The 18,689-nt window shown below is 68.2% G+C and carries 23 protein-coding genes; 14 read left to right on the top strand and 9 right to left on the bottom strand.

Going from position 1 to position 18,689, the window contains the following annotated elements; translation table 11 throughout:
- Positions 1-17 precede the first annotated feature (17 nt).
- The 3 genes from BMW85_RS15210 to BMW85_RS15200 all read right to left on the bottom strand — a co-directional run bounded on the left by BMW85_RS15210 (position 18) and on the right by BMW85_RS15200 (position 4,601).
- The gene (locus BMW85_RS15210; RefSeq protein WP_091081693.1) at positions 18-2,897 is read right to left on the bottom strand and encodes a CHAT domain-containing protein; all 2,880 of its coding nucleotides are present in this window, start codon (positions 2,895-2,897) and stop codon (positions 18-20) included.
- Complete coding sequence (locus BMW85_RS15205) at positions 2,894-3,589, bottom strand: hypothetical protein (protein WP_091081691.1); 696 nt, start codon at positions 3,587-3,589, stop codon at positions 2,894-2,896. Before BMW85_RS15205 ends, BMW85_RS15210 begins: the two co-directional genes overlap by 4 nt.
- A 427-nt stretch (positions 3,590-4,016) precedes the next feature.
- Entirely contained in the window at positions 4,017-4,601 is a 585-nt protein-coding gene (locus tag BMW85_RS15200; RefSeq protein WP_143082292.1) for a hypothetical protein, read from the bottom strand.
- 68 nt (positions 4,602-4,669) lie between these two features.
- Here BMW85_RS15200 and BMW85_RS15195 point away from each other — a divergent pair, with 68 nt between their 5' ends.
- The gene (locus BMW85_RS15195) at positions 4,670-6,637 is read left to right on the top strand and encodes a sensor histidine kinase (protein ID WP_091081688.1); all 1,968 of its coding nucleotides are present in this window, start codon (positions 4,670-4,672) and stop codon (positions 6,635-6,637) included.
- On the top strand, positions 6,634-7,299 hold the full coding sequence (locus BMW85_RS15190) for a response regulator transcription factor (protein WP_143082291.1): 666 nt from the start codon (positions 6,634-6,636) through the stop codon (positions 7,297-7,299). The genes BMW85_RS15195 and BMW85_RS15190 overlap by 4 nt, the downstream gene beginning before the upstream one ends.
- A gap of 46 nt (positions 7,300-7,345) precedes the next feature.
- Here the strand turns inward: BMW85_RS15190 and BMW85_RS48445 are convergent, their stop codons facing one another.
- The 4 genes from BMW85_RS48445 to BMW85_RS15170 all read right to left on the bottom strand — a co-directional run bounded on the left by BMW85_RS48445 (position 7,346) and on the right by BMW85_RS15170 (position 10,319).
- Positions 7,346-7,957, bottom strand: coding sequence for a hypothetical protein (locus BMW85_RS48445; RefSeq protein ID WP_143082290.1), 612 nt, complete (start codon positions 7,955-7,957; stop codon positions 7,346-7,348).
- 143 nt (positions 7,958-8,100) lie between these two features.
- Positions 8,101-8,466 carry an NUDIX domain-containing protein gene (locus BMW85_RS15180; RefSeq protein WP_091081685.1) on the bottom strand — a complete coding sequence of 122 codons (366 nt, stop codon included), beginning with the start codon at positions 8,464-8,466 and terminating at the stop codon, positions 8,101-8,103.
- A 117-nt stretch (positions 8,467-8,583) separates the two neighbouring features.
- Positions 8,584-9,225 (bottom strand): response regulator, encoded by a 642-nt coding sequence (locus BMW85_RS15175; protein WP_091081683.1) that lies wholly within the window; start codon positions 9,223-9,225, stop codon positions 8,584-8,586.
- Positions 9,222-10,319, bottom strand: a complete 1,098-nt coding sequence (locus BMW85_RS15170) for a sensor histidine kinase (RefSeq protein ID WP_091081682.1) — start codon at positions 10,317-10,319, stop codon at positions 9,222-9,224. Before BMW85_RS15170 ends, BMW85_RS15175 begins: the two co-directional genes overlap by 4 nt.
- A 114-nt stretch (positions 10,320-10,433) precedes the next feature.
- Between BMW85_RS15170 and BMW85_RS15165 the strand changes: the two genes are divergently transcribed.
- The gene (locus BMW85_RS15165; RefSeq protein WP_091081680.1) at positions 10,434-11,123 is read left to right on the top strand and encodes an ABC transporter ATP-binding protein; all 690 of its coding nucleotides are present in this window, start codon (positions 10,434-10,436) and stop codon (positions 11,121-11,123) included.
- Complete coding sequence (locus BMW85_RS15160; protein ID WP_091081679.1) at positions 11,120-11,863, top strand: ABC transporter permease subunit; 744 nt, start codon at positions 11,120-11,122, stop codon at positions 11,861-11,863. The genes BMW85_RS15165 and BMW85_RS15160 overlap by 4 nt, the downstream gene beginning before the upstream one ends.
- Here the strand turns inward: BMW85_RS15160 and BMW85_RS15155 are convergent.
- Positions 11,856-12,239 carry an ArsR/SmtB family transcription factor gene (locus BMW85_RS15155; RefSeq protein ID WP_091081677.1) on the bottom strand — a complete coding sequence of 128 codons (384 nt, stop codon included), beginning with the start codon at positions 12,237-12,239 and terminating at the stop codon, positions 11,856-11,858. The two genes, BMW85_RS15160 and BMW85_RS15155, sit on opposite strands and share 8 nt — an antisense overlap.
- A gap of 100 nt (positions 12,240-12,339) precedes the next feature.
- Between BMW85_RS15155 and BMW85_RS15150 the strand changes: the two genes are divergently transcribed.
- The 10 genes from BMW85_RS15150 (at position 12,340) to BMW85_RS15110 (ending at position 18,147) form a co-directional block, all read left to right on the top strand.
- Positions 12,340-12,669 carry an Imm8 family immunity protein gene (locus BMW85_RS15150; protein ID WP_091081676.1) on the top strand — a complete coding sequence of 110 codons (330 nt, stop codon included), beginning with the start codon at positions 12,340-12,342 and terminating at the stop codon, positions 12,667-12,669.
- A 5-nt stretch (positions 12,670-12,674) separates the two neighbouring features.
- Entirely contained in the window at positions 12,675-12,953 is a 279-nt protein-coding gene (locus BMW85_RS15145; protein ID WP_091081674.1) for a DUF6228 family protein, read from the top strand.
- Positions 12,954-13,095: 142 nt separating this feature from the next.
- Positions 13,096-13,608 (top strand): Asp23/Gls24 family envelope stress response protein, encoded by a 513-nt coding sequence (locus tag BMW85_RS15140; RefSeq protein WP_245774799.1) that lies wholly within the window; start codon positions 13,096-13,098, stop codon positions 13,606-13,608.
- Positions 13,605-14,006, top strand: coding sequence for an Asp23/Gls24 family envelope stress response protein (locus tag BMW85_RS15135; RefSeq protein ID WP_245774798.1), 402 nt, complete (start codon positions 13,605-13,607; stop codon positions 14,004-14,006). The genes BMW85_RS15140 and BMW85_RS15135 overlap by 4 nt, the downstream gene beginning before the upstream one ends.
- Positions 14,003-14,179 (top strand): hypothetical protein, encoded by a 177-nt coding sequence (locus BMW85_RS49575; protein WP_177240690.1) that lies wholly within the window; start codon positions 14,003-14,005, stop codon positions 14,177-14,179. Before BMW85_RS15135 ends, BMW85_RS49575 begins: the two co-directional genes overlap by 4 nt.
- Complete coding sequence (locus BMW85_RS15130) at positions 14,176-14,553, top strand: Asp23/Gls24 family envelope stress response protein (protein WP_177240689.1); 378 nt, start codon at positions 14,176-14,178, stop codon at positions 14,551-14,553. Before BMW85_RS49575 ends, BMW85_RS15130 begins: the two co-directional genes overlap by 4 nt.
- Positions 14,550-15,185, top strand: coding sequence for a DUF6286 domain-containing protein (locus BMW85_RS15125; protein ID WP_143082289.1), 636 nt, complete (start codon positions 14,550-14,552; stop codon positions 15,183-15,185). The genes BMW85_RS15130 and BMW85_RS15125 overlap by 4 nt, the downstream gene beginning before the upstream one ends.
- A complete protein-coding gene (locus tag BMW85_RS15120; RefSeq protein ID WP_091081668.1) occupies positions 15,182-15,760 on the top strand; it encodes a hypothetical protein in 579 nt (192 codons plus the stop codon). Before BMW85_RS15125 ends, BMW85_RS15120 begins: the two co-directional genes overlap by 4 nt.
- Before the next feature lie 38 nt (positions 15,761-15,798).
- Positions 15,799-16,683, top strand: a complete 885-nt coding sequence (locus BMW85_RS15115; protein WP_245774820.1) for a DMT family transporter — start codon at positions 15,799-15,801, stop codon at positions 16,681-16,683.
- 63 nt (positions 16,684-16,746) lie between these two features.
- A complete protein-coding gene (locus tag BMW85_RS15110; protein WP_177240688.1) occupies positions 16,747-18,147 on the top strand; it encodes an MFS transporter in 1,401 nt (466 codons plus the stop codon).
- A gap of 48 nt (positions 18,148-18,195) precedes the next feature.
- Here BMW85_RS15110 and BMW85_RS15105 read toward each other — a convergent pair whose 3' ends face one another.
- Positions 18,196-18,651: an SPW repeat protein gene (locus tag BMW85_RS15105; protein WP_091081943.1), complete on the bottom strand. Its 456-nt coding sequence runs from the start codon at positions 18,649-18,651 to the stop codon at positions 18,196-18,198.
- Between the last annotated feature and the right edge of the window lie 38 nt (positions 18,652-18,689).

Below are 18,689 nucleotides of genomic sequence, written 5' to 3'. Positions count from 1 at the left end.
CGTACATCCTGGCCGTGTCATTGGCGGCCGTGGCAGCGTTTGTATTTCTTGCCGGAACCGCACGGGCAGACGGCGTTGCGAGAGGCGCCTCCCAGTTGCGAGTGGTCTCGCTCGCGGCGGGCTCGCCGCAGGTTGTCGCGTACGTGAGCGGTCGTGTCGTCGTTCGGGCCGAACACGCGCTCGCAGGCCGCCATGGTCTCCTCGAACAGGGCGACAGCCTCATTCAGACGTCCCGTGACAGCGTAGGCCCCCGCCAGACGGTCAGAGGTGTTGAGAGTGTCGGGGTGGTCGGCGCCGACGAGGAAGAGTTGTCGGGTTCGGATCTGCTCGTAACGTGCCGTTGCCTCCGTGAACTCGCCCCGAGTCATCAGCTCGTGTGCCTCGTGCGCCTGATCGCGCAGCTTCAAAAGCGCGCTCTCATTGATGACGCGGGTGGTGGGATCGCCGATGAGCATGAACGGGGCCCAGTCGACGGCGGCATCGAACGTCTCGGAAACCTGCTGCCGCGCCCAGGCCATTGCCTCGCTCACGGGGATGCCGACGGCCAAGGCCTGGTAGAAGTGCTCGAAGAAGAGCACGCCCGACTCGTCCGAGGTTTCCCAGAGGGTCGCCACCACGGCGCTGGTGCCGCCGCGTAGCGCTGCTTGGGCCAGCCCGACCAGTTCGTCGCCCGGACGACGTTCGGACAGGCCCGTCACGCAGCCGCTGAGGACCATCAGCAGCGTCGCCGGGCCGTGCTCGATAAGGTTCTCGACCGTCAGCATGCCGTCCGCCAGCCGTAGACCGGACAACAGCGGATCATCGTGATTGTAGGTGCCGTGTGCGGCGACGTGCAGCACGCCTGGGCGCTGGGCGCCCAGGAACGCCTCGCGTCTGGCGTGCTCACCGAGCAGCGCGGGCACGCCCAGCAGGTCCGCCACGATCGCGGCCTCTCGCGCCGCTCCCGGCAGGTCGCCCAACGGGTCTCCCAGGACGATGGCTGGGCCGTACGTTGCGTCGGCGTCCTTGAACACGGTCGGCAGGCAGCTCGCGGATGGCAGGGCGGCGAGATGGAACCGGTTTTTCAGGTACTGGCGAGGCGGCGCGTCCGGCCCCGCCGGACGGAACCAGAACGCGCTGTAAGGCAGGTGGTGCAGCTCACTGTGCGGAACGACGATGAGATTCGCGGTTTCCGACAGGAACGGCATGGCGGGACGGAAAAGCGCGCCGAAGAAGAGATTGCCCGCCTCCAGATCGGCGTCGTCGTCCTCGATCTCCTGTCTGAAGCGCCGGACGATCTGCTCGAGAGGTTCCCCGACCGAGACCATCGTGCAGTCGTGAAGTCCCTGGCGGTCCAGGAGGAACACCAGGATCTTGTGACCGATCACGAAATGAACCAGGACACGAATGTAGGCGGGGATGGCGGCGCAGATCTCCTCGATGGACGGCAGGGCGGGCTCGGTGATCACGGCCACGTCGGGTAGCTCCGCGACGGTGCGGGCGCGCAAGGTGCGAAGCTTGTCGAGTAAGACATGCTTGCGTTCGCTGGGAGTGTCCGGGTCCAGCAGGCGATCGACCAGATTTTGGTAGGTTTCGCCGCTCGGACTGTCCGGATCATAGCGACGCAGCCGCTGAACCCCGAGTGATTCCAGAAACGACCTCGATCTGGCCCGTTCGCAGAGCAGGAACGCCTCGTCGGGACGTCCCCTGGCCGCGGCGAACATTATGGCTGTCTCGTAGACCACCTCCTTGTCGGCGAGCAGCCATTGCCGCTCCTCTGGGCGTCCTGCGTGGGCCCTCAGCAGCTCGATCAGGTCGATGGCGGCGTTCAGGCCGGCCGTCGCCTCGCTGCTCCAGCGGGCGCGTAATTCGTCCGGATGTCCATCCCGCTTGAGGAGCTCAAGCTTGTGCGAGGCAATGAGATATTCCAGGTGCCACATGTGGATGACCAGCGTATGCTCGCGGGCCTGCGCGAGTGCGTTCTCGGCGATGGCAAGTGCGGCTTCGAGGTCCCCCCGGACGTTGGCCAGCATGCTGAGGTTCGTCTGATCCTGAATCATGTGGACCCAGTTACCGGATTCCCGGTGCAGCTCTCGTGACTTCATGAAGAGGTCCTCGGCTGTGACGACATCCCCTTGACGGGCGGCCAGCGCCCCGCGGTTGGCCATCAGGCACGCGTGGCTCGCCACGTCGCCCGTGTCCGCCCAGAAGGAGCCCAGTTCGCGCAACGTTCTGACGACTTTGTCATGCTCCCCGCGGAGATCCAGCACTATCGCGAAATTGCTCGCGGCATCGGCAGCGAACCGCAGGTAGCCGGCCTCGGACGCCAGGCTGCAGGACTGCTCGAAGTGTGCCCGCGCGGTGTCGAGGTCGCCGAGCTGGAGAGAGACCAGACCGAGCATGTTGAGCTCATGAGCGCGGCCGCGGACGTTGCCGATCCGCTCGTCTGTTTCGAGGGCGGCCAGCAACAACCGCTTCGCCTGCTCCGGCCGACCCAGCGCCAGGTGACCAGCCGCCTGATTGACGAGCACGTCCGGCACGTGGAGATCGGCGGCACCCGTGCCGCTGACCAGTCGGCGGGACTCCTCGAGCAGCGCATCCGCGTGATCAAAGTCGCCTGTGCGCTGCGCCGCGATGCCCTGCTCAAGGAGCAGGGCGGCCAACAGCATTTCCTGCCCCTCGTGGGGCAAGGACGAAAGCTCACGCTCGGCAGCGTCAAGCGACTCGGCCGCCTCGGTCATGCGGCCGATCTCCCGCGACCACCCGGACTTCTGTACCAGGGCGAAGAATCGGGAGGTCGGGTCCTGGTCCGCGTCCGCCTCGGCCAGCACCTCATCGAGCAGCCTCAGCGCGCCGGGCACGTCGCCGTGGTCGAACAGCAGCGTGGCCAGGTCGAATTTCGTCGGCTCCGTACTCATCCCAGCTCCAAGGAGAATCCGCCAGGCAGGCCCAGCTTGGGATGGAACCGCAGGAACTCTTCAAGGACCACGTCGGCGCCGCGCCCAATCGCGCGCAGCAGGGCGGACATGCGGCGGCCTCGGATGTAACCGGCGATCTCCTTGCGGTCGCACCTCATCAGGATCTCGTGCGCGATGTTCACCGCCTCGGCGATGCTCGCCGGTTCGCCGAGCAGGTTCTTGTCAGAGAAGCCGATGCAGTAAAGAGAGTCCTGGGGATCGCCGGCGCTGGCGTCGAGGTTGCGCAGCCCGGTCGTAAGGATGAGCGCGGGCGGGTGCCGCAGGTTGAACAGAGCAAGGGCCTCACCAAAACTGTCATCGGTGGGATCCCAAAAATCCACGCTCGTTCTGGTCGAGGTGTTCGCGCCGAAAATTCGCAAGGTCTCGGTAACCACAGCATCAACGGGTAACTGGAAACGGGAGGGGAAATAGAGGACGTGTACCTGCGCCGCGGCAAGGGGCGCACGCATCAAATCCGCCCAGGTGAAGGACTCCGTCCCCATGGCTCGAAGCCTGGACATCCGCAGCCCGTCCGCACCGCGGCGCAGCCTCCATCTGGCGACAGGCATCGGTTGAGACATGGCAACCACCTTCTGACGACGTTCCACCTGCGAATGATCACGGTTCGCCTGGTGCATGATGAAGAGTTTCACCGCGATTCCGGGGAAAGACAACGAACCAGCCGATGACATCGCCGTGGGTTACAAGCAGTTCCTCGAAGTCGAACGAGGCTGGCGCGAGATGAACAGATCATCGACCTGCGGGCCGCCCGGATAAGGTTTCCCTCGCCGCCGCGCGGGGCGCCCTCATCGCCGCGGGGGCGAAACCGCCGATCCGCGTTTCCCTGCTCTCGATCGTGGAGACGCGCCGCAAGCTCCGCCGACGGTCGCCCATCGCGCACTTGCAGGGAGACTTCGGGCTCACCGCACCTTACTGCCCCATCGGCACCAATATCGGGGACAGCACTGTGAGCAGCAGGACGGCAGCTGCTCACACCACGGAACTCGATGTGGCACGCGGCGTTACCCCGCGACGAGTCACGGCCAGACCCCGCTGAGTGCGGGGTCCAGCCGGTCGAGGTCAGGCGATGAACTCGTTGCTCGTGGTCTTGGACACGAGACCGTTGCCGGCTTTGATGACGGCGACGAACTGGTAGACGTCTCCCTTGGTGAAGTCGGAAGCTTTGACCAGCACCCGCGCGTCCTTGCTGAACCCGTTGTTGTTCTTCAGATCGGTCCAGCCGAACTGACCGTCGATGACGGTTTCATCGAGCACCTGGCGAGTGAAGGTCGTGCTGCCGCCGGAAGGGGAGGTCGCGCGCAGGTACAGAGTGTAGGCCGCATGGATGTCGCCGAGGTTGTCGCCGGCTTCGGCGAGGATGTTGAGGTAGAACTCCGACTGCGGGCTGCCGCCCAACTCGGTGGGGGTGTCGTCCTGCACGCCGCCGGCCACCTTGCTGGTATAGAGCCGAACGAGCTGGATGTCGTTGGTCTGCATGACCTTGCCCTTTCGCGTGGACATGAACGTGACATCAGCCAGGGTGCGCCGTTCGGAATCCCGCGGGCGTGAGGCTGGCGTCCTGACTACGTCCCGCGGCTCGGTTCCCGGGAACTTCCCGATGGGCCAGGACACCTGCCCCATGTCCGGCAGGCGTGCCGCGCTCATACTGCGCATAGGGGGCCGACAGTGCACGTCGACCACGAAGTTCCGGGTCTTGGAAGACAGGCAGGACTATGGAGAAGGCGGCGCGATCAGCAGGCGGTCTCCTGGTGCTCCTCGCGGTTGCCCTTGCCGACGTTGTCATCTACATCGCGAGCGTCTCGCTGTACGCGAAGGGCCATTCGGCCCTCCTGACCGGATTGGAGATCGCTCATGGCGTGCTCTGGGCCGGAACAGCCGCGCTGATTCTCTTGCGTCGCCCGCAGGACGGGATGGCCCGGTTCACTGCGCTCACTCTGGTGACCTTCGGCTTGGGGACGGTCTTCTCTCATGCTGATGAGCTGGCAAGCCAAGGTTCACCGTGGGCCGTGCCCGCCCGAGCAGTTGACGTCCTCGGCGGGGTGCTGTTCGGCGCATTCCTGTTGCTGTTCCCCGACAGGAAGTTCGTGCCCTCCTGGACGAAGTGGGCGTTTCTTGTAGGAAGCGTTGACCTCGTGCTCAATAGGACACTGCCGGCCTTCCACGGCTGGTTAGATGCCTCCATCTTCGTGGCGAGCCTGGCGACAGTGCTCTATGCGCAGATCTATCGCTACCGCCACATCGCATCCGCCAGGGAACGTCACCAGATCAAGTGGGTCAGCTTCGGCCTGGTGGTCATGCTCGCCTTGATGATCCTCACGATCGTCGCGGCACTCATCATCTATGGGGAGGACGTCCCCGCAGACCCGCCCTTTGTGCTGAAGTCGATGGCTCACGTGGCGTTAGCGCTTGTTCCTCTGTCAATCGGCGCGGCCGTGCTCCGGTACCGCATCTGGGACATCGACCCCATCATCGCCCGCACGCTCGTGTACGGGTTGCTGACTCTGCTCGTGGTGAGCATCTATGTGACGATCGTAGGTCTGGCCGGAGTCGCTCTGCTGGGCACCGTCGACATCAGGCTGTCCCTCGTAGTCACCGGCGTCATCGCCGTCTGTTTCGAACCCGTGCGCCGGAAGGTCCAGCAAGCCGTCAACCGCATGCTGTACGGCAACCGCGATGAGCCGCACGTCGCTGTCCGGCGGCTCGGCCAGCGTCTGGAGACGAAATTGGATCTGGACACGGTCCTGCCCGTTCTCACGGAAACGGTCAGAGATTCTCTCAAGCTGCCTTACGCGGCGGTTGTCCTCGGCGATCCCGAGGATCCCGTTCGGCTCGTCGAGCGCGGTGAGAGTGGAGGGGTGGAGCTGGTACGACTCGCGCTGATTCATGGCAACGAGCGGGTCGGCGAACTGCGAGTGGCCCCGCGTTCCTGGCAGGACACGTTCTCCCACTCCGACCAAGCGGTTCTACAACTCCTCGCCCAACAGGCGGGCGCCGCGGCCCACGCCGTGCTGCTCGCTGCCCGACTACAGCGCCTCACTCTGGATTTGAAGCGCTCACGGACACTGCTCGTCACCGCGCGGGAGGAAGAACGCCGCCAGATCCGAAGGAACCTTCACGATGGGTTCGGCCCAAACCTCTCCACCCTCACCCATCGACTGGATGCCGCCCGCCATCTGATCGTCGTTGACCCGCCTGCAGCCGACGCTCTGCTGCTGGAACTCAAGGAACACACCCGCCAGATGACCGACGACATCCGGCGACTGGTCCGGGGGCTACGCCCGCCGATCCTCGACGAACTCGGCTTGACCCGTGCCCTCGCTGAGCAGATAGCCCGGTTGAGCCATGCCGGAGGCCCTGTGATCCACCTGAGCACGTTCACAGAATCTTCGCGATTGCCGGCGGCAGTGGAGGTGGCCGCCTATTTGATCACGTTGGAGGCTCTGACCAACGTGGTGCGGCACGCCAAGGCCGAATGCTGTGAAGTGACCCTCTCCGTCAGGGGCGCCGTCCTGGAGATCCAGGTGACCGACGATGGGACCGGCCTGACCGCCGGCCGTCCTCATGGCGTCGGCCTGGCGACCATGCGAGAACGCGCGGCCGAACTCGGAGGCACATGTCAGATCAGCAGCTCAGCTGCAGGCACCCAAGTATTGGCCACCATCCCGATCGAGGCGCCATGATCCGACTGCTCATTGTCGACGACCATCGCGTCTATCGGGAAGGCATCCGGCTGGTGCTCACTTCGAGCGACCAGATCGAGATTATCGGTGAGGCCGCCAGCGGCTCCGAAGCGATCGACGCCGTACGCCGCCTCCGCGTCGACGTCGTGCTCATGGACCTGAAGATGCCCGGTGTCGACGGGATCGAGGCGGCCCGTACGATTCTGGCTGAACAGCCCGGCCTGCGAATTCTCGCCCTGACCATGTTCGAAGACAACGACATGGTGTTCGCGGCCATGCGCGCCGGCATGCGTGGCTACCTGCTGAAGGACGCTGACCGCGATGAACTCGTACGCGCGATCACCGCCGTCCACCGGGGCGAGGCCATCTTCAGCCCGCCGATCGCCCAACTCCTCATCGACTGGTTCGCCACGATGCGCCCGGCTACTTCATCGCGCGTATCCGAACTGGCCTTCCCGCAGCTCACCGGCCGGGAGCGAGAAATCCTGGATCTCATCGCGCAAGGATTCCGCAATCAGGATATCGCCCTGCAGCTCTTCGTCAGTATCAAAACTGTGCGCAACCACGTGTCGAACATTTTCACCAAGCTCGCCGTGTCTGACCGCTCACAAGCAATAGTTCGCGCACGCGATGCCGGGCTTGGACGCCACTCGCCAGATTGACTGGGCGCGGCCTGACGCCACGCTCATTAAACGCTGAAGCGCGGGATCAGTGCAACGGACCAGCGTAAATGTTGAGCATGAGGCCGGGCAGGTCATCGTAGATGCGCCCGGCCTGGTGCCAATGTCGGCGTTCCAGGAGGGCGGCGATGTCGTCATCCCCTTCGGGAAGGACGACAAAGCCCCGATCCATTCGGCACACAGCCGTCAGTCCCCTCATGGTGATTTCGATGGACATGCCCTTGGCGCCAGGAGATGCGAAGATGTTCATAAGGTAGTCGCGGCTGCGAGGCGCGGGTTGCGCCCATTCGGCGTAAACCGATGAACCGGCATCACCGTCAATCGGGAATCCGAAAGCCATGACAGCTACGGATGCCCCCGGTTGATCGAAAAGGGGCGACGGTTTTCTGACGCTCGGATGAGCCGGCTTTATGTCTTTGAGAGGGGCCAGACCCTCTGGGAGACTCCAACTGCTGTAAGCAGTAGCTTCCCGTAGCGCGAGTTGACGGCGGATGCGGTCAACCGCATGAGCCGCAGTCGTTTCGTTCAGACTCCATGGCGCACTCAGGTAACTGGCGGCGCAGAGCTTCTCGATCTCTCTCAGGAAAACTTCTTCGACAATCGGCCCTCGATCGATTCGGAATATCGTTCCCTTCTCCATGGCGTGAGGGTACACGAGGCCCGACAGAGGGCCTGGGCAAAAGACGGCGCGCTGTATTCCGCTGAGTCAGGTCCACGCGTTTCAGCAGGCAGTGGGTCTGCTTCGCCAGCCACGAGCGTGCCCGACCCGGCGTATGAGGGGGGTCAACTACGGAGTAGCTCCGTGAGGGGCCCGTGCACATTCGCGGGGTACAGGTTCAGCTGTTCGAACTCGGTGGTCGTCGCCCATATGAGCTCGAAGCTGTTGTTCGGTCCGTGTTCCGTGGCCTCCTCGCCGGAGAGCAACGGGGTGCCGTTGACGTCACGCATGAGGAAGTAGAAGGCCGGCCGGCCACCGTGTGAGCCGGAGAAGAGCAGGCGGTCGATCGTGCCGGTGAGAGTCGTCTCCTCGTGGAGTTCGCGGACCGCCGCGTTCTCCGGCGACTCGCCGTCCTCCACGTGGCCTCCGGGAAGAATCGCGTAGTGGTGCCCGGGACACGGCTCCCCCTGCCGGCCTGCGGCATCGCACATCGCACAGTCGGTCCGGCGGAGTCCGATGGGGTGCGCGTTCTCAGGCTCGTGACGATCCCCGGGAAGTGCAAGCGCGGATTCGACCGGGTTGGAGGTCGCCCGTGTCGGACGGCGAGGTCACTCTGCCAGGCCGTGGCGGTGGGCGTAGGTGACGGCCTGGGCGCGGTCTCGCAGGCCCGCCTTGGCGAACAGGTTGTTGATGTGGGTCTTGACGGTGCCCGCCGAGATGTACAGCTCACCGGCGATCTCCGCGTTCGACCTGCCCGCCGCGATCAGCCGCAGCACCTCGCCCTCGCGCGCGGTCAGGCCGTCGGGGAGGTCGCTGGATCGGTGGGGTCGCCGGGCGACCTCCTCGGCCAGCCGCCGCTGCACCTCGGGGTCGAAGTGCGCCTGACCGCCGGAGACGGTGGCGATGGCCTTGGCCAGCGTCTCGGGGTCGGTGTCCTTGGTGAGGTAGCCGCGCGCGCCGGCGCGCAGCGCCGCGAACACCGATTCGTCGTCGGAGTACGTCGTCAGCACCACCACCTGGATGCCGGGATGGGAGGCGCGGATCCTGCGGGTCGCCTCCACCCCGTCCATCCTGGGCATGCGCAGGTCCATCAGCACCACGTCGGGGAGCTCGGCGGCGGCCAGCCGTACCGCCTGCTCGCCGTCGGCCGCGGCGCCCGCGACCTCCACGCCGGGCAGCAGCCCGAGCAGCAGCACCAGGCCTTCCCTGACCACGGTCTGGTCGTCGGCCACCAGCACCCGTACGGTCACGACGCCGCCCCCGCGGGCAGCCGCAGCAGGACACGGAAGCCCGCGCCCTCAGGGCCGGTGGTGAGTGACCCGCCGAGCAGTTCGGCGCGTTCCCTCATGCCGACCAGGCCGTAACCGCCGCTGTCCTGCGCCGGCGGCGCCGCGCCGCCGTCGTCGCGGACCTCCAGCTCGCACCAGCCGCGGACGTTGCGCAAGGTGACCGTGACCGCCGCGCCTGGCGCGTGTCTGCGTACGTTGGTGAGCGCCTCCTGAGCCGTACGGGCCACCGCCAGGCGGGCGCCGGCGGGCAGGGCGGAAACGTCGCCGCTGACCTCCACCTCACACGGCGCGCCGCCGGCCGAACGGTGCTCGACGGACAGGCGTTCCAGGAGCTCCAGCAGCCGTATGTCCTGGCCGCGCAGCGCGTCCACGGCCCGCTTGGTCTCCTCCAGGCCGCTGCGGGCCAGCCGTAAGGCACGGGTGACCCGGTCCAGCGCGGTGGGCACGTCGCCGCGCTCCAGCAGGAGCCGCGCCCCCTCCAGGTGGACGATCTGCGCGGACTGGGCATGGGCCAGAATGTCGTGGATCTCCCTGGCCAGGTGGGCGCGCTCGGCCTGGGCGGACTCGCGGGCCCGCGACTCGGCCAGCTCCCTGCTCAGCGTGAGCTGGCGCAGCAGGAAGGCCAGGATCACGCTGTAGCAGAGGCCCATGGTGTTCCCGAACGTCTCTGGTACGGGCAGTCCGAGCAGAAGGGACACCAGGACGGTCCCGCCGATGTCAGCGGCCACGAACGCCGCCGCCCACCTCAGCGGCAGCCGGTACGGCGCGGCGTAGACGACCACGTACAGCACGGCGAGGCCGCTGTAGGGGGACACGGCGTGCATCGCCAGGCCGCCCGCGAGGGCCGGCAGCAGCAGATGGCCGGAACCGGGGAACACCGCACCGCGCACGGACGCCGCGAAGGTCATCGCGGAGAGCAGCAGCACCCCGATTCCGACCGCCCAGCCAAGCCTCGGCCACGCGTCCACCACGGCGTACACCGACCCGAACAGCAGGTACGACACCACCAACGCGCGGAACACCGCGCGGACGAGGGGACGGCGCAGGAAGGACACACCAGCAACCGTAGCCACCGCCCGCGGACGGAACCATCCACCCCACGGTGGAGACCGTCATATCCACCCAGGCGGCCATGAATCTCCCGCCCGGCGCGGGCCATGCTGCCTACCATGACAGCGATCACCGTCACCGACCTGAGCAAGTCGTTCGGCGCGGTCCGCGCGGTCGACCAGGTGTCGTTCACCGTCGAGCCGGGCACGGTCACCGCCTTCCTCGGGCCCAACGGCGCGGGGAAGACGACCACCCTGCGCATGATCCTCGGGCTGGTGACCCCCACATCGGGCACGGCGTTGATCGGGCGCACGCCGTACAACCGGCTGGCCAACCCGATCACCAAGGTCGGCGCGGTGCTGGAGGCGACCGCCTTCCACCCCGGCCTGTCCGCCCGCGCTCACCTGGAGGTGCTGCGCACGGCTGCCGGCCTGGACCCGGCCCGCGTGAACCTGGTCCTGGAACAGGTCGATCTGACCCAGGCGGCCGACCGCAGGATCGGCGGCTTCTCCCTCGGCATGCGCCAGCGCCTGGCGATCGCCAGTGCGCTGCTCGGTGACCCGGAGGTGCTCATCCTCGACGAGCCCTCCAACGGGCTGGACCCCCGGGGGATCTCATGGCTGCGCGGGTTCCTGCGCGCCCACGCGCACGAAGGGCGGGCCGTCCTGGTGTCCACGCACGTGCTGGCCGAGATCGAGCGCATCGCCAACCGCGCCCTGATCATCTCGGCCGGCCGGCTGGTACGGCAGGCGCAACTCACCCCCGACTCCACAGACCTCGAACACCTCTACATGGAGGCGACCTCATGATCCGCGACCGGTTGGTCCGTGCCGAGCTGGTCAAGGCGCGCGCAGGGCGTACCGGGCCGGCCCTCGCCGTGATCGCGCCCGTCACCTGCGCCCTGTGGGCGGCGCTGCAGGCCCTCGTCTTCGACGGCCTCGGCGAGCTGCCCGCGGCCTCGCGGGTGGAGAACGTCTACGCCATGGCCCAGCAGGCGTACGTGTTCACGCTGATCCTCGGGGTGCTCGCGATGACCGGCGAGTACCGGCACCAGACGATCACCTGGACCTTCCTCGTCACTCCGGTCAGGAGCCGAGTGGTGACCGCCAAGCTGGTGGCCTGGGGGCTCGTCGGGCTGGCCATCGCGTGCGTGTCGGCACTGGCCACGCTGGCGTCGGGGGCGGTGCTGCTCGCCGTACGCGGGCTGCCGATGCTGACCCCCGGCGTCCCGCTCGTCCTGCTGGGCGCGGTGCTGAGCACGACGGCGTACGCGCTGCTGGGCGTGGGGCTCGGCGCGCTGATCCGCAACCAGGTGGTGGCGCTGGTCGTGGCGCTGCTGTGGTTCATGTACGGGGACTACGTGCTCTCGTCGGTGGCGCCCGACCTCGGGCGCTGGCTGCCCACGGGCGCGGCCCGCGCGCTGAGCGGCATGCACCTGCAGGCCGGAGCGCTCCTGCCGGCGTGGGCCGGAGGACTGCTGTTCGCCGCCTACGTCGCCGCGGTCGTTCTCGCGGCCCGGCTGGTGACTCTGCGCCGCGACGTCACCTGAGCACAGGGGACGGCGCGGCCTCGTCGTGGAGAGTGCCAACCCGTGAGGCGAGGGGGGTGAACAGGGCGCCGAGCCTGTTCACCGCCTCGGGGACGACGCGGTAGTAGACCCAGGTGCCGCGCCGCTCGCCGTCGATCAGGCCCGCCGTACGCAGGACCTTGAGGTGGTGGGAGATGGTCGGGGCGGTCAGGTCGAAGGCGCCGGTCAGGTCGCAGACGCACGCCTCGCCGCCGGCGTGGGAGGCGATCATCGACAGCAGGCGCAGCCGCACGGGGTCGGCGACCGCCTTGAGCAGGACGGCGAGCTCGGCGGCGGTGTCCTCGGCCAGCGGTTCGCGGGCGATCGGGGCGCAGCACTGGCCGGGCGGGACGGTCATGACAACCCCTTCTGATTAGAAGCCTGTCGAAATTATAGGCGGTGGCCGGACCACCCGGAGAGGTCGAGCCGTCCCAGCCCCAGGTGGCCGCCACCAGGAGATGGGAGGTGAGAGCACATGCGGAGTTCCGTTGGGTCGATCTCGAGGCGGGGCGAAGGATCGACGACCCGGCCCACGCCTGCGAACTCCTGGAAATGTATGTCGGCCCCAGGGTGAGCCGGGCGGGGAACGATTTCAACTCACCGTCTGCACTCCGTCGGCGCTCAAGGAGCAACTCGGGCGGCACCCTTTTCTCATCGACAAGGTGACCGAGTGGCTGAGCGATCGCATTGCCGTGCTGGAGGCTCCCACATGGGGGGAACTCGCGGAGAGGATCGGCCGGATCGGAGAGTGGGAATTCGAGGATGACATCGACGGCCCTATGCTCTAGCACCCATGAGCGAGCCATTCGTGTTGGAGGCCGCCGGAGGGCGGCGGTGGATCGTCGGTTCCCCGCGAGATCCCTATGGAGACGGCTACGTTCGGACCGTCGCGACAGAGCTGCACGACGACGGTATGACCGCGTCGACAGTGGCCAAGATCGATGGACGGTACGCCAGCCTTGAGTGCACCCTGCCCGCCTTCGTCGCAGGGCTCGCGGCCGACTGGCGGGGTTGGGACGGGGAGGATCTGGGCGGCTTCGCCGCTGATCTTGATCGCTTCCTTCTGACGTAGCCGGTCCTTCCGTCACCGCCTCAACTGCCCGTAAGTCGATATTTGTCATAAATGTCCTAAAAGTCTGTTTGATGTAGGCATCAGGCGGCCTGGGGTGGTTATCACTGCTTACTGAGGAGGACAAACGGGGAGGTGACGGGATATGTCGGACACAATGTCCAACCGAACTACAGAAGCCGGTCAGACCGCGACCGTGCCGAGGGCCAGGACATACGAGGGCGGTCCGGGGGCCGCGCTGGTCACTGAGAAGGGCGCCACCAGGATCGAGGACGCCGTCGTCGCCAAGATCGCCGGGCTCGCCGCCCGCGAGATGTCCGGAGTCTTCGCCATGGGCGGGGGCGCGGCGCGTGCGCTGGGCAGCGTACGCGGCATCGTCGGTGTCGACGAGAGCGTGACGCAGGGCGTGTCCGTGGAAGTAGGCGAACGGCAGGCCGCCGTCAACCTCGACCTGGTGGTCGAGTACGGCATGGCGATCCCGGAGCTGGCGGGGGCCGTGCGGAAGAACGTCATCAACGCCGTCGAGCGCATGTGCGGGCTTGAGGTGACCGAGGTCAACATCCGCGTGGACGACGTGCATCTGCCCGACCAGGACCGCGGCCGGGAAGGCGACAAGAGCCGCGGGCAGGACACCGGATCGGAGCCGGGAACCCGATGACCGACACGGGCCCGGCGCCAAGGTCCGGTGCGAGCCCCGGAACCGGAACGCGCCAAGCGGGCTCCGGGGCGGACGACGGCCTCGGGACGGGCCCCGAGAACGAGGCGCTGGCGATCGCCGAGCGGGCCCGGTCGTGTGACGGCGTGGCCGCGCTGTCCAGTGGCCCGTTCGGGACCGTGGCCACCTACCTGCCTGGCCGGCGGGTGGCGGGCGTCTCCGTGAACGACCGCACGGTCGAGATCGCCATCGTGGCCACGATGGACCGCCCGCTCCCGGAGACGGCGGACGAGGTGCGTCGAGCCGTGTCAGACCTGGCCGGCGAGCGCCGGGTGGACGTGCGCATCGCCGACATCCGCATCGACGACATCCGCGTCGACGACATCGTGGAGGGACCATGAACAACCAATGGCTACCGGTGATCGGGCTGACCGTCGGCATCGTTCTCGGGATCGTCGGGGCGTTCGGCGGGCTGGTGCCGTTCCTGATCGTGCTGGTGCTCGGCGCCGTCGGCTGGCTGGTCGGCCGGCTGGTCGAGACCGGCGAGGTGAACCTGTCCGTGAGGCGGAAGTGACCGCTGCCACCGGCGCGGGCACCTTCGCCGTGCCCGGGCAGCGTCCGGCGCCGCCGCCGCCCGAGGTGCGCGGGCGTACCCGGATCGCGGACCAGGTGGTCACCAAGATCGCCTGCTGCGCGGCCGGGGAGGTTCCCGAGGTGCTGAGGGTGCGTCCCGGAGGAGGCACGTGGCGCTCGCCCTCGTCGGACGCCGAGGTGCACGGTGAGCAGGCGGCGGTCTACCTGAGCGTGAGCGTCGCCTACCCGTCACCGCTGCGCGAGGTGGCGGCGCGGGTCAGGCAGCACGTGATCGCTCGCGTCGCCGCCCAGACCGGCCTGGACGTCACCCATCTGGACGTGACCATTACCGACTTCGGCGGTGATCTGTCGTGACCGGGCTAACACTGACTCAAGAGGACACCAACCCTCCTGAGGGCGGCCCTGTAGGCGCCCATCAGGCGAAGCGCGACAAGGCCGCCGACCGGGCGGCCATGCGGGCGTTCCGCCCGTCCAGGAGGGCTCCGGCCGTCGTGGTGGCCGTGCTGCTCACGCTTCTGGGCCTGCTCGTGGCCGTCGAGACCGTCTCGGCGCTGGTCGGCAGCCCGCTGCGCCTGGTGCCGTACGACCGGATGCTCGGCTGGGCGTCCTCCACGCTGTGGTCGAACCCGCTGTTCGTGCTGGCCTCGGTGATCGTGGCGCTGATCGGGCTGGCGCTGCTGATCACCGCTCTGGTGCCGGGACGGCCGCGCATGATGCCGGTACGCAGCCACGACCCCGACGTGATCATCGGGCTGCGCCCCAAGAGCGTCACCAGGGCCCTGGCGCACGCGGCCGAGGAGGTGCCGGGCGTGCATTCGGCCCGCGCCACGCTTCGGGGCGGGACCGTCGCCGTCACGCCTTCCACATCGGGGTGGGACAAGGAGAGGTTCACCCATGAGGTGCGTGAGGCCGTGCTCACCAGGCTGGCGGGACTGGATCTCGTGGAGCCGTACCGGGTGACCGTGGACGTCAAGGAGCGCAAGTGAACAGGAAGACCAGCCGGGGCAACCGATGGGGACTCGCGCTGATCGGATCGGTGCTGTTCGTCCTGGGCGGGCTCGTGGCGGCCCGCGGGCTGGGCGGCTTCGGATCAGCGCAGACCCCGATCGTGGACGGCGGCGTACGCCAGTTCTTCGCCGGCAGCGGCCCGGCCATCTGGTGGGTCGTGGCGATCGTGGCGATCGTGGTTGCGCTGCTGGCGCTGCGCTGGTTGCTGGTGCAGACCCGCAGGGAGGTCACACACCGCCCGATCCGGCTGGAAAGGTCGCCGACCGGCTTCTCGGAGGTGTCCGCGGACGGGGTGGCGGACGCGGTCGCCGCCGACGTGGCGTCGAGCCCGGCCGTGCTCAGCGCCGACGCGGGCGTGGCCGACTCGCACTATCCCCCTGAAGTGCGGCTGCGCGTCGTCGCCGACGAGAGGGCGCCCATCGGGGAGCTCAGATGGCACCTGTCGGCGATCGCGCTCCAGCACCTGCGCGACGCCCTGAACTCCGATCATGTCCACGCGGTGGCCCGCGTCAGCCTGGAGCCGCCGCCCGCCTCGCACCGCATGGTGCACTGACCCCGTCGGCGACACGGGAAGCCGAGAGCTCACCATTGGTGCTCGTCATAGTCGTCTCCCTGGGTGCGGCGTGCCTGCTCGGCCTCGGCTTCGTCGCCCAGCAGCATGCCGCGTACCGCCAGCCCCTGGAGGAGATGCTGCGTCCGCGCCTGCTGCTCGACCTCATGCGCAAGCGGCTGTGGCTGGCCGGGGTCGGGCTGATGGCGTGCGGGCAGATCCTCGGCGCCATCGCGTTCCGAGAGGCGGAGGTGGCGAAGGTGGAGCCGCTGCTCGCGATGAACCTGCTGTTCGCCCTGACCGCCGCCCACGTCGTCTACCAGGAGCCGTTCGGCCGCATGCTGCAGCTGGGCGCCGTACTGGTGTGCGGAGGAGTGGCACTCTTCCTGTTCGCCGGGCAGCCTCACGGGGGCCGCCTGCCCGACACGCTCTCCCCGCGCTGGCTGGCGGCGCTCCCGGTGGTCGTGGTGGCGACCGCGCTGGTCTCGTACGGTCTGCGGCGGTCACTGAAGATCAAGGCGATCCTGCTCGCCGCCTCCGCAGGGGTGCTCTACGGGCTGCAGGACGTGTTGACCCGCAGCTCCCTGCTCACGCTGGACAGCGGGCTGAGCGTGTTCATGACCTGGCAGCTGTACGTCCTGCCGTGCGTCGCCGTGGTGGGCCTGCTACTCAACCAGAGCGCGTTCGACGCCGCTCCGCTCCAGATCTCCCTGCCGGCCACCACGGTCGCCGAACCGATCTGCGGGATCGTGCTGGGCGTGGCGATCTTCGCCGAACGCCTGCAGGTCACCCCGGCGGCGCTGGCGGGCGAGGTGTCCGGTCTGATCGCGATGGCGACCGGCATCGTCATACTCGGTCGATCCCCGTTCCTGGCCAAACAACCCGGGCAGCCCGCCCTCCAAGGCACGCACGAGGAGGAACGGTGATCAGTGGGAGAGGCGCCGATGTCCGCGAATCCGTGGAATAGGCGGCACCCCAGGCTCAACCGCTTGGCGCGCGCCGCGTTCGGCGGGATCTCGCGGAGGTTGACGGTCCTGCTGGGAGGCCCCGCACGGTTCCGGGTCGTCGCGATGCTCGCCTGCGTGCTCGCGCTCGTCAGCGCCGACCAGGGGACCGTCGGCGCGGTGGGGCTGGAGATCCAGCAGTCGATGGGCTTCGGCAACACCGAGCTCGGATCGTTGGTCGCCGTCTCCTCCGCGGCCGGCGCCGTCGCCGTCCTGCCGGTCGGCGTCCTGACCGATCGCGTCAACCGCGTACGGCTCCTCACCGCTTGCATCGCCCTGTGGAGCCTGGCCATGGTCGCCGGCGCCCTGGCCGACTCGCTCTCGTGGCTCCTGGCCTCCCGGGTGGCGGTCGGGGCGCTGACCGCCGCCGCCACGCCCTCGGTCGTCTCGCTGGTCGGCGACTTCTTCCCCGCCGCCGAGCGGGGCCGGATCTACGGCTTCATCCTGAGCGGCGAGATGATCGGCGCCGGTTTCGGATTGCTGGCGGGCAGCGCCCTCGCGCATCTGCTGAGCTGGCGCGCCGCGTTCTGGCTCCTCGCGCTAGCGGGCGGCGCCTTCGTCTTCGTTCTCGCGCGCAAGCTGCCCGAGCCCGAACGCGGCGTTCAGAGCCGCCTGCCCGAGGCGGCGCCCGACGACACGGCGCGGCGCGCGGTGCGCAGGCGCGGGATCGAGCCCGACCCCGCGGCCGTGCTGCGCCGTGACCCCGTGCACATGTCCCTGTGGCAGGCGATCCGGTACGTGCTCAGCATCCGGACCAACGTCGCCCTGATCGTCGCCTCCGTGGTCGGATACTTCTTCTTCGCCGGGGTGCGCACCTTCGCCGTCGTCTTCGTCCATCAGCAGTACGGCCTCGGCCAGGCCGCGCTGATGGGCCTGGTGCTGCTGGTGGGCCTCGGGGCCCTGCTCGGGGTGCTCAGCGGCGGGCGCCTCGCCGACCACCTCACCCGCCGCGGGCGTGTCAGCGCCCGCATGGTGGTCCCCGCGATCGCGTACGTCGCCGCCGCCGTCTTCTTCGTACCCGGGCTGCTCACCACGTCGACGACTGTCGCGCTGCCGTTCCTGTTCGTGGCGGCCGCGTCGTCGGCGGCGGCCATTCCCCCGCTGGACGCCGCCCGCCTCGACGTCGTCCACTACCGGCTCTGGGGACGCGCGGAGAGCATCCGCACGTTCCTGCGCGTGGGCGGCGAGGCGATCGCCCCGGTGCTCTTCGGCGTGCTGGCCGACGCGCTCGGCCCGGGCGGCACGACCAGCGCGCAGGGGCTGCGGTACGCGTTCCTGATCATGCTGCTGCCTCTGGTGGCGAACGGGGTGGTGCTCCTGCGCGGCAGGCACGCCTATCCGCGCGACGTCTCCGCGGCCGCCGCCTCCGAACGCATGCGCCGGTGAGCCGCCCTTGAAGCGGCCCTCCGGTGCGTCATCGCAGGACCACAGCGGTCATCGTGGACGCCCGCCGCGGCGCTTGGCCATCATGCCGAGCGAGGCGCAGGCCAGGCCGGCCAGAAGGATGACCGCTCCCGTGATGATCTGATTGATGATCGTCGAGGCGCCGGCCCCGTGTGGCGGGAGCACCCACGGCGTGATGATGGTCCACACACCGATGATCGGCAGGGTCCAGGCGAGGCTGTGGAAGCGCCCGTTGGCCGAGGCGATTCCGGCCGCCAGCAGGACCACCGCTATCCCGGTGATCAGGTTGTTGATGGCGAGGGTCGTATGGCCGAAGATGCCCACCACCCATGGTGAGATGGCCAGGTAAAGCCCGCTCAGGAAGGCGACCCCGCTGACGGACTGCCCTGTCGGCTGCTGGGCCGCCATGTCGTAGCGAGCGCGGAGCGCCGCTATGTCGGGGTGCTGGCCGATGTCGTAAGTGGCTCGCGTCGGCTGGTCAGCCATGTCGCACACCACCCTTCCTCTCTCGCAGAGGGCAGATC

This window comes from Nonomuraea wenchangensis (assembly GCF_900111685.1).
GTDB lineage: Bacteria > Actinomycetota > Actinomycetes > Streptosporangiales > Streptosporangiaceae > Nonomuraea > Nonomuraea wenchangensis.
The sequence above is the reverse complement of the archived record's forward strand: the minus strand, read 5'-3'. Positions and strand labels throughout refer to the sequence as shown.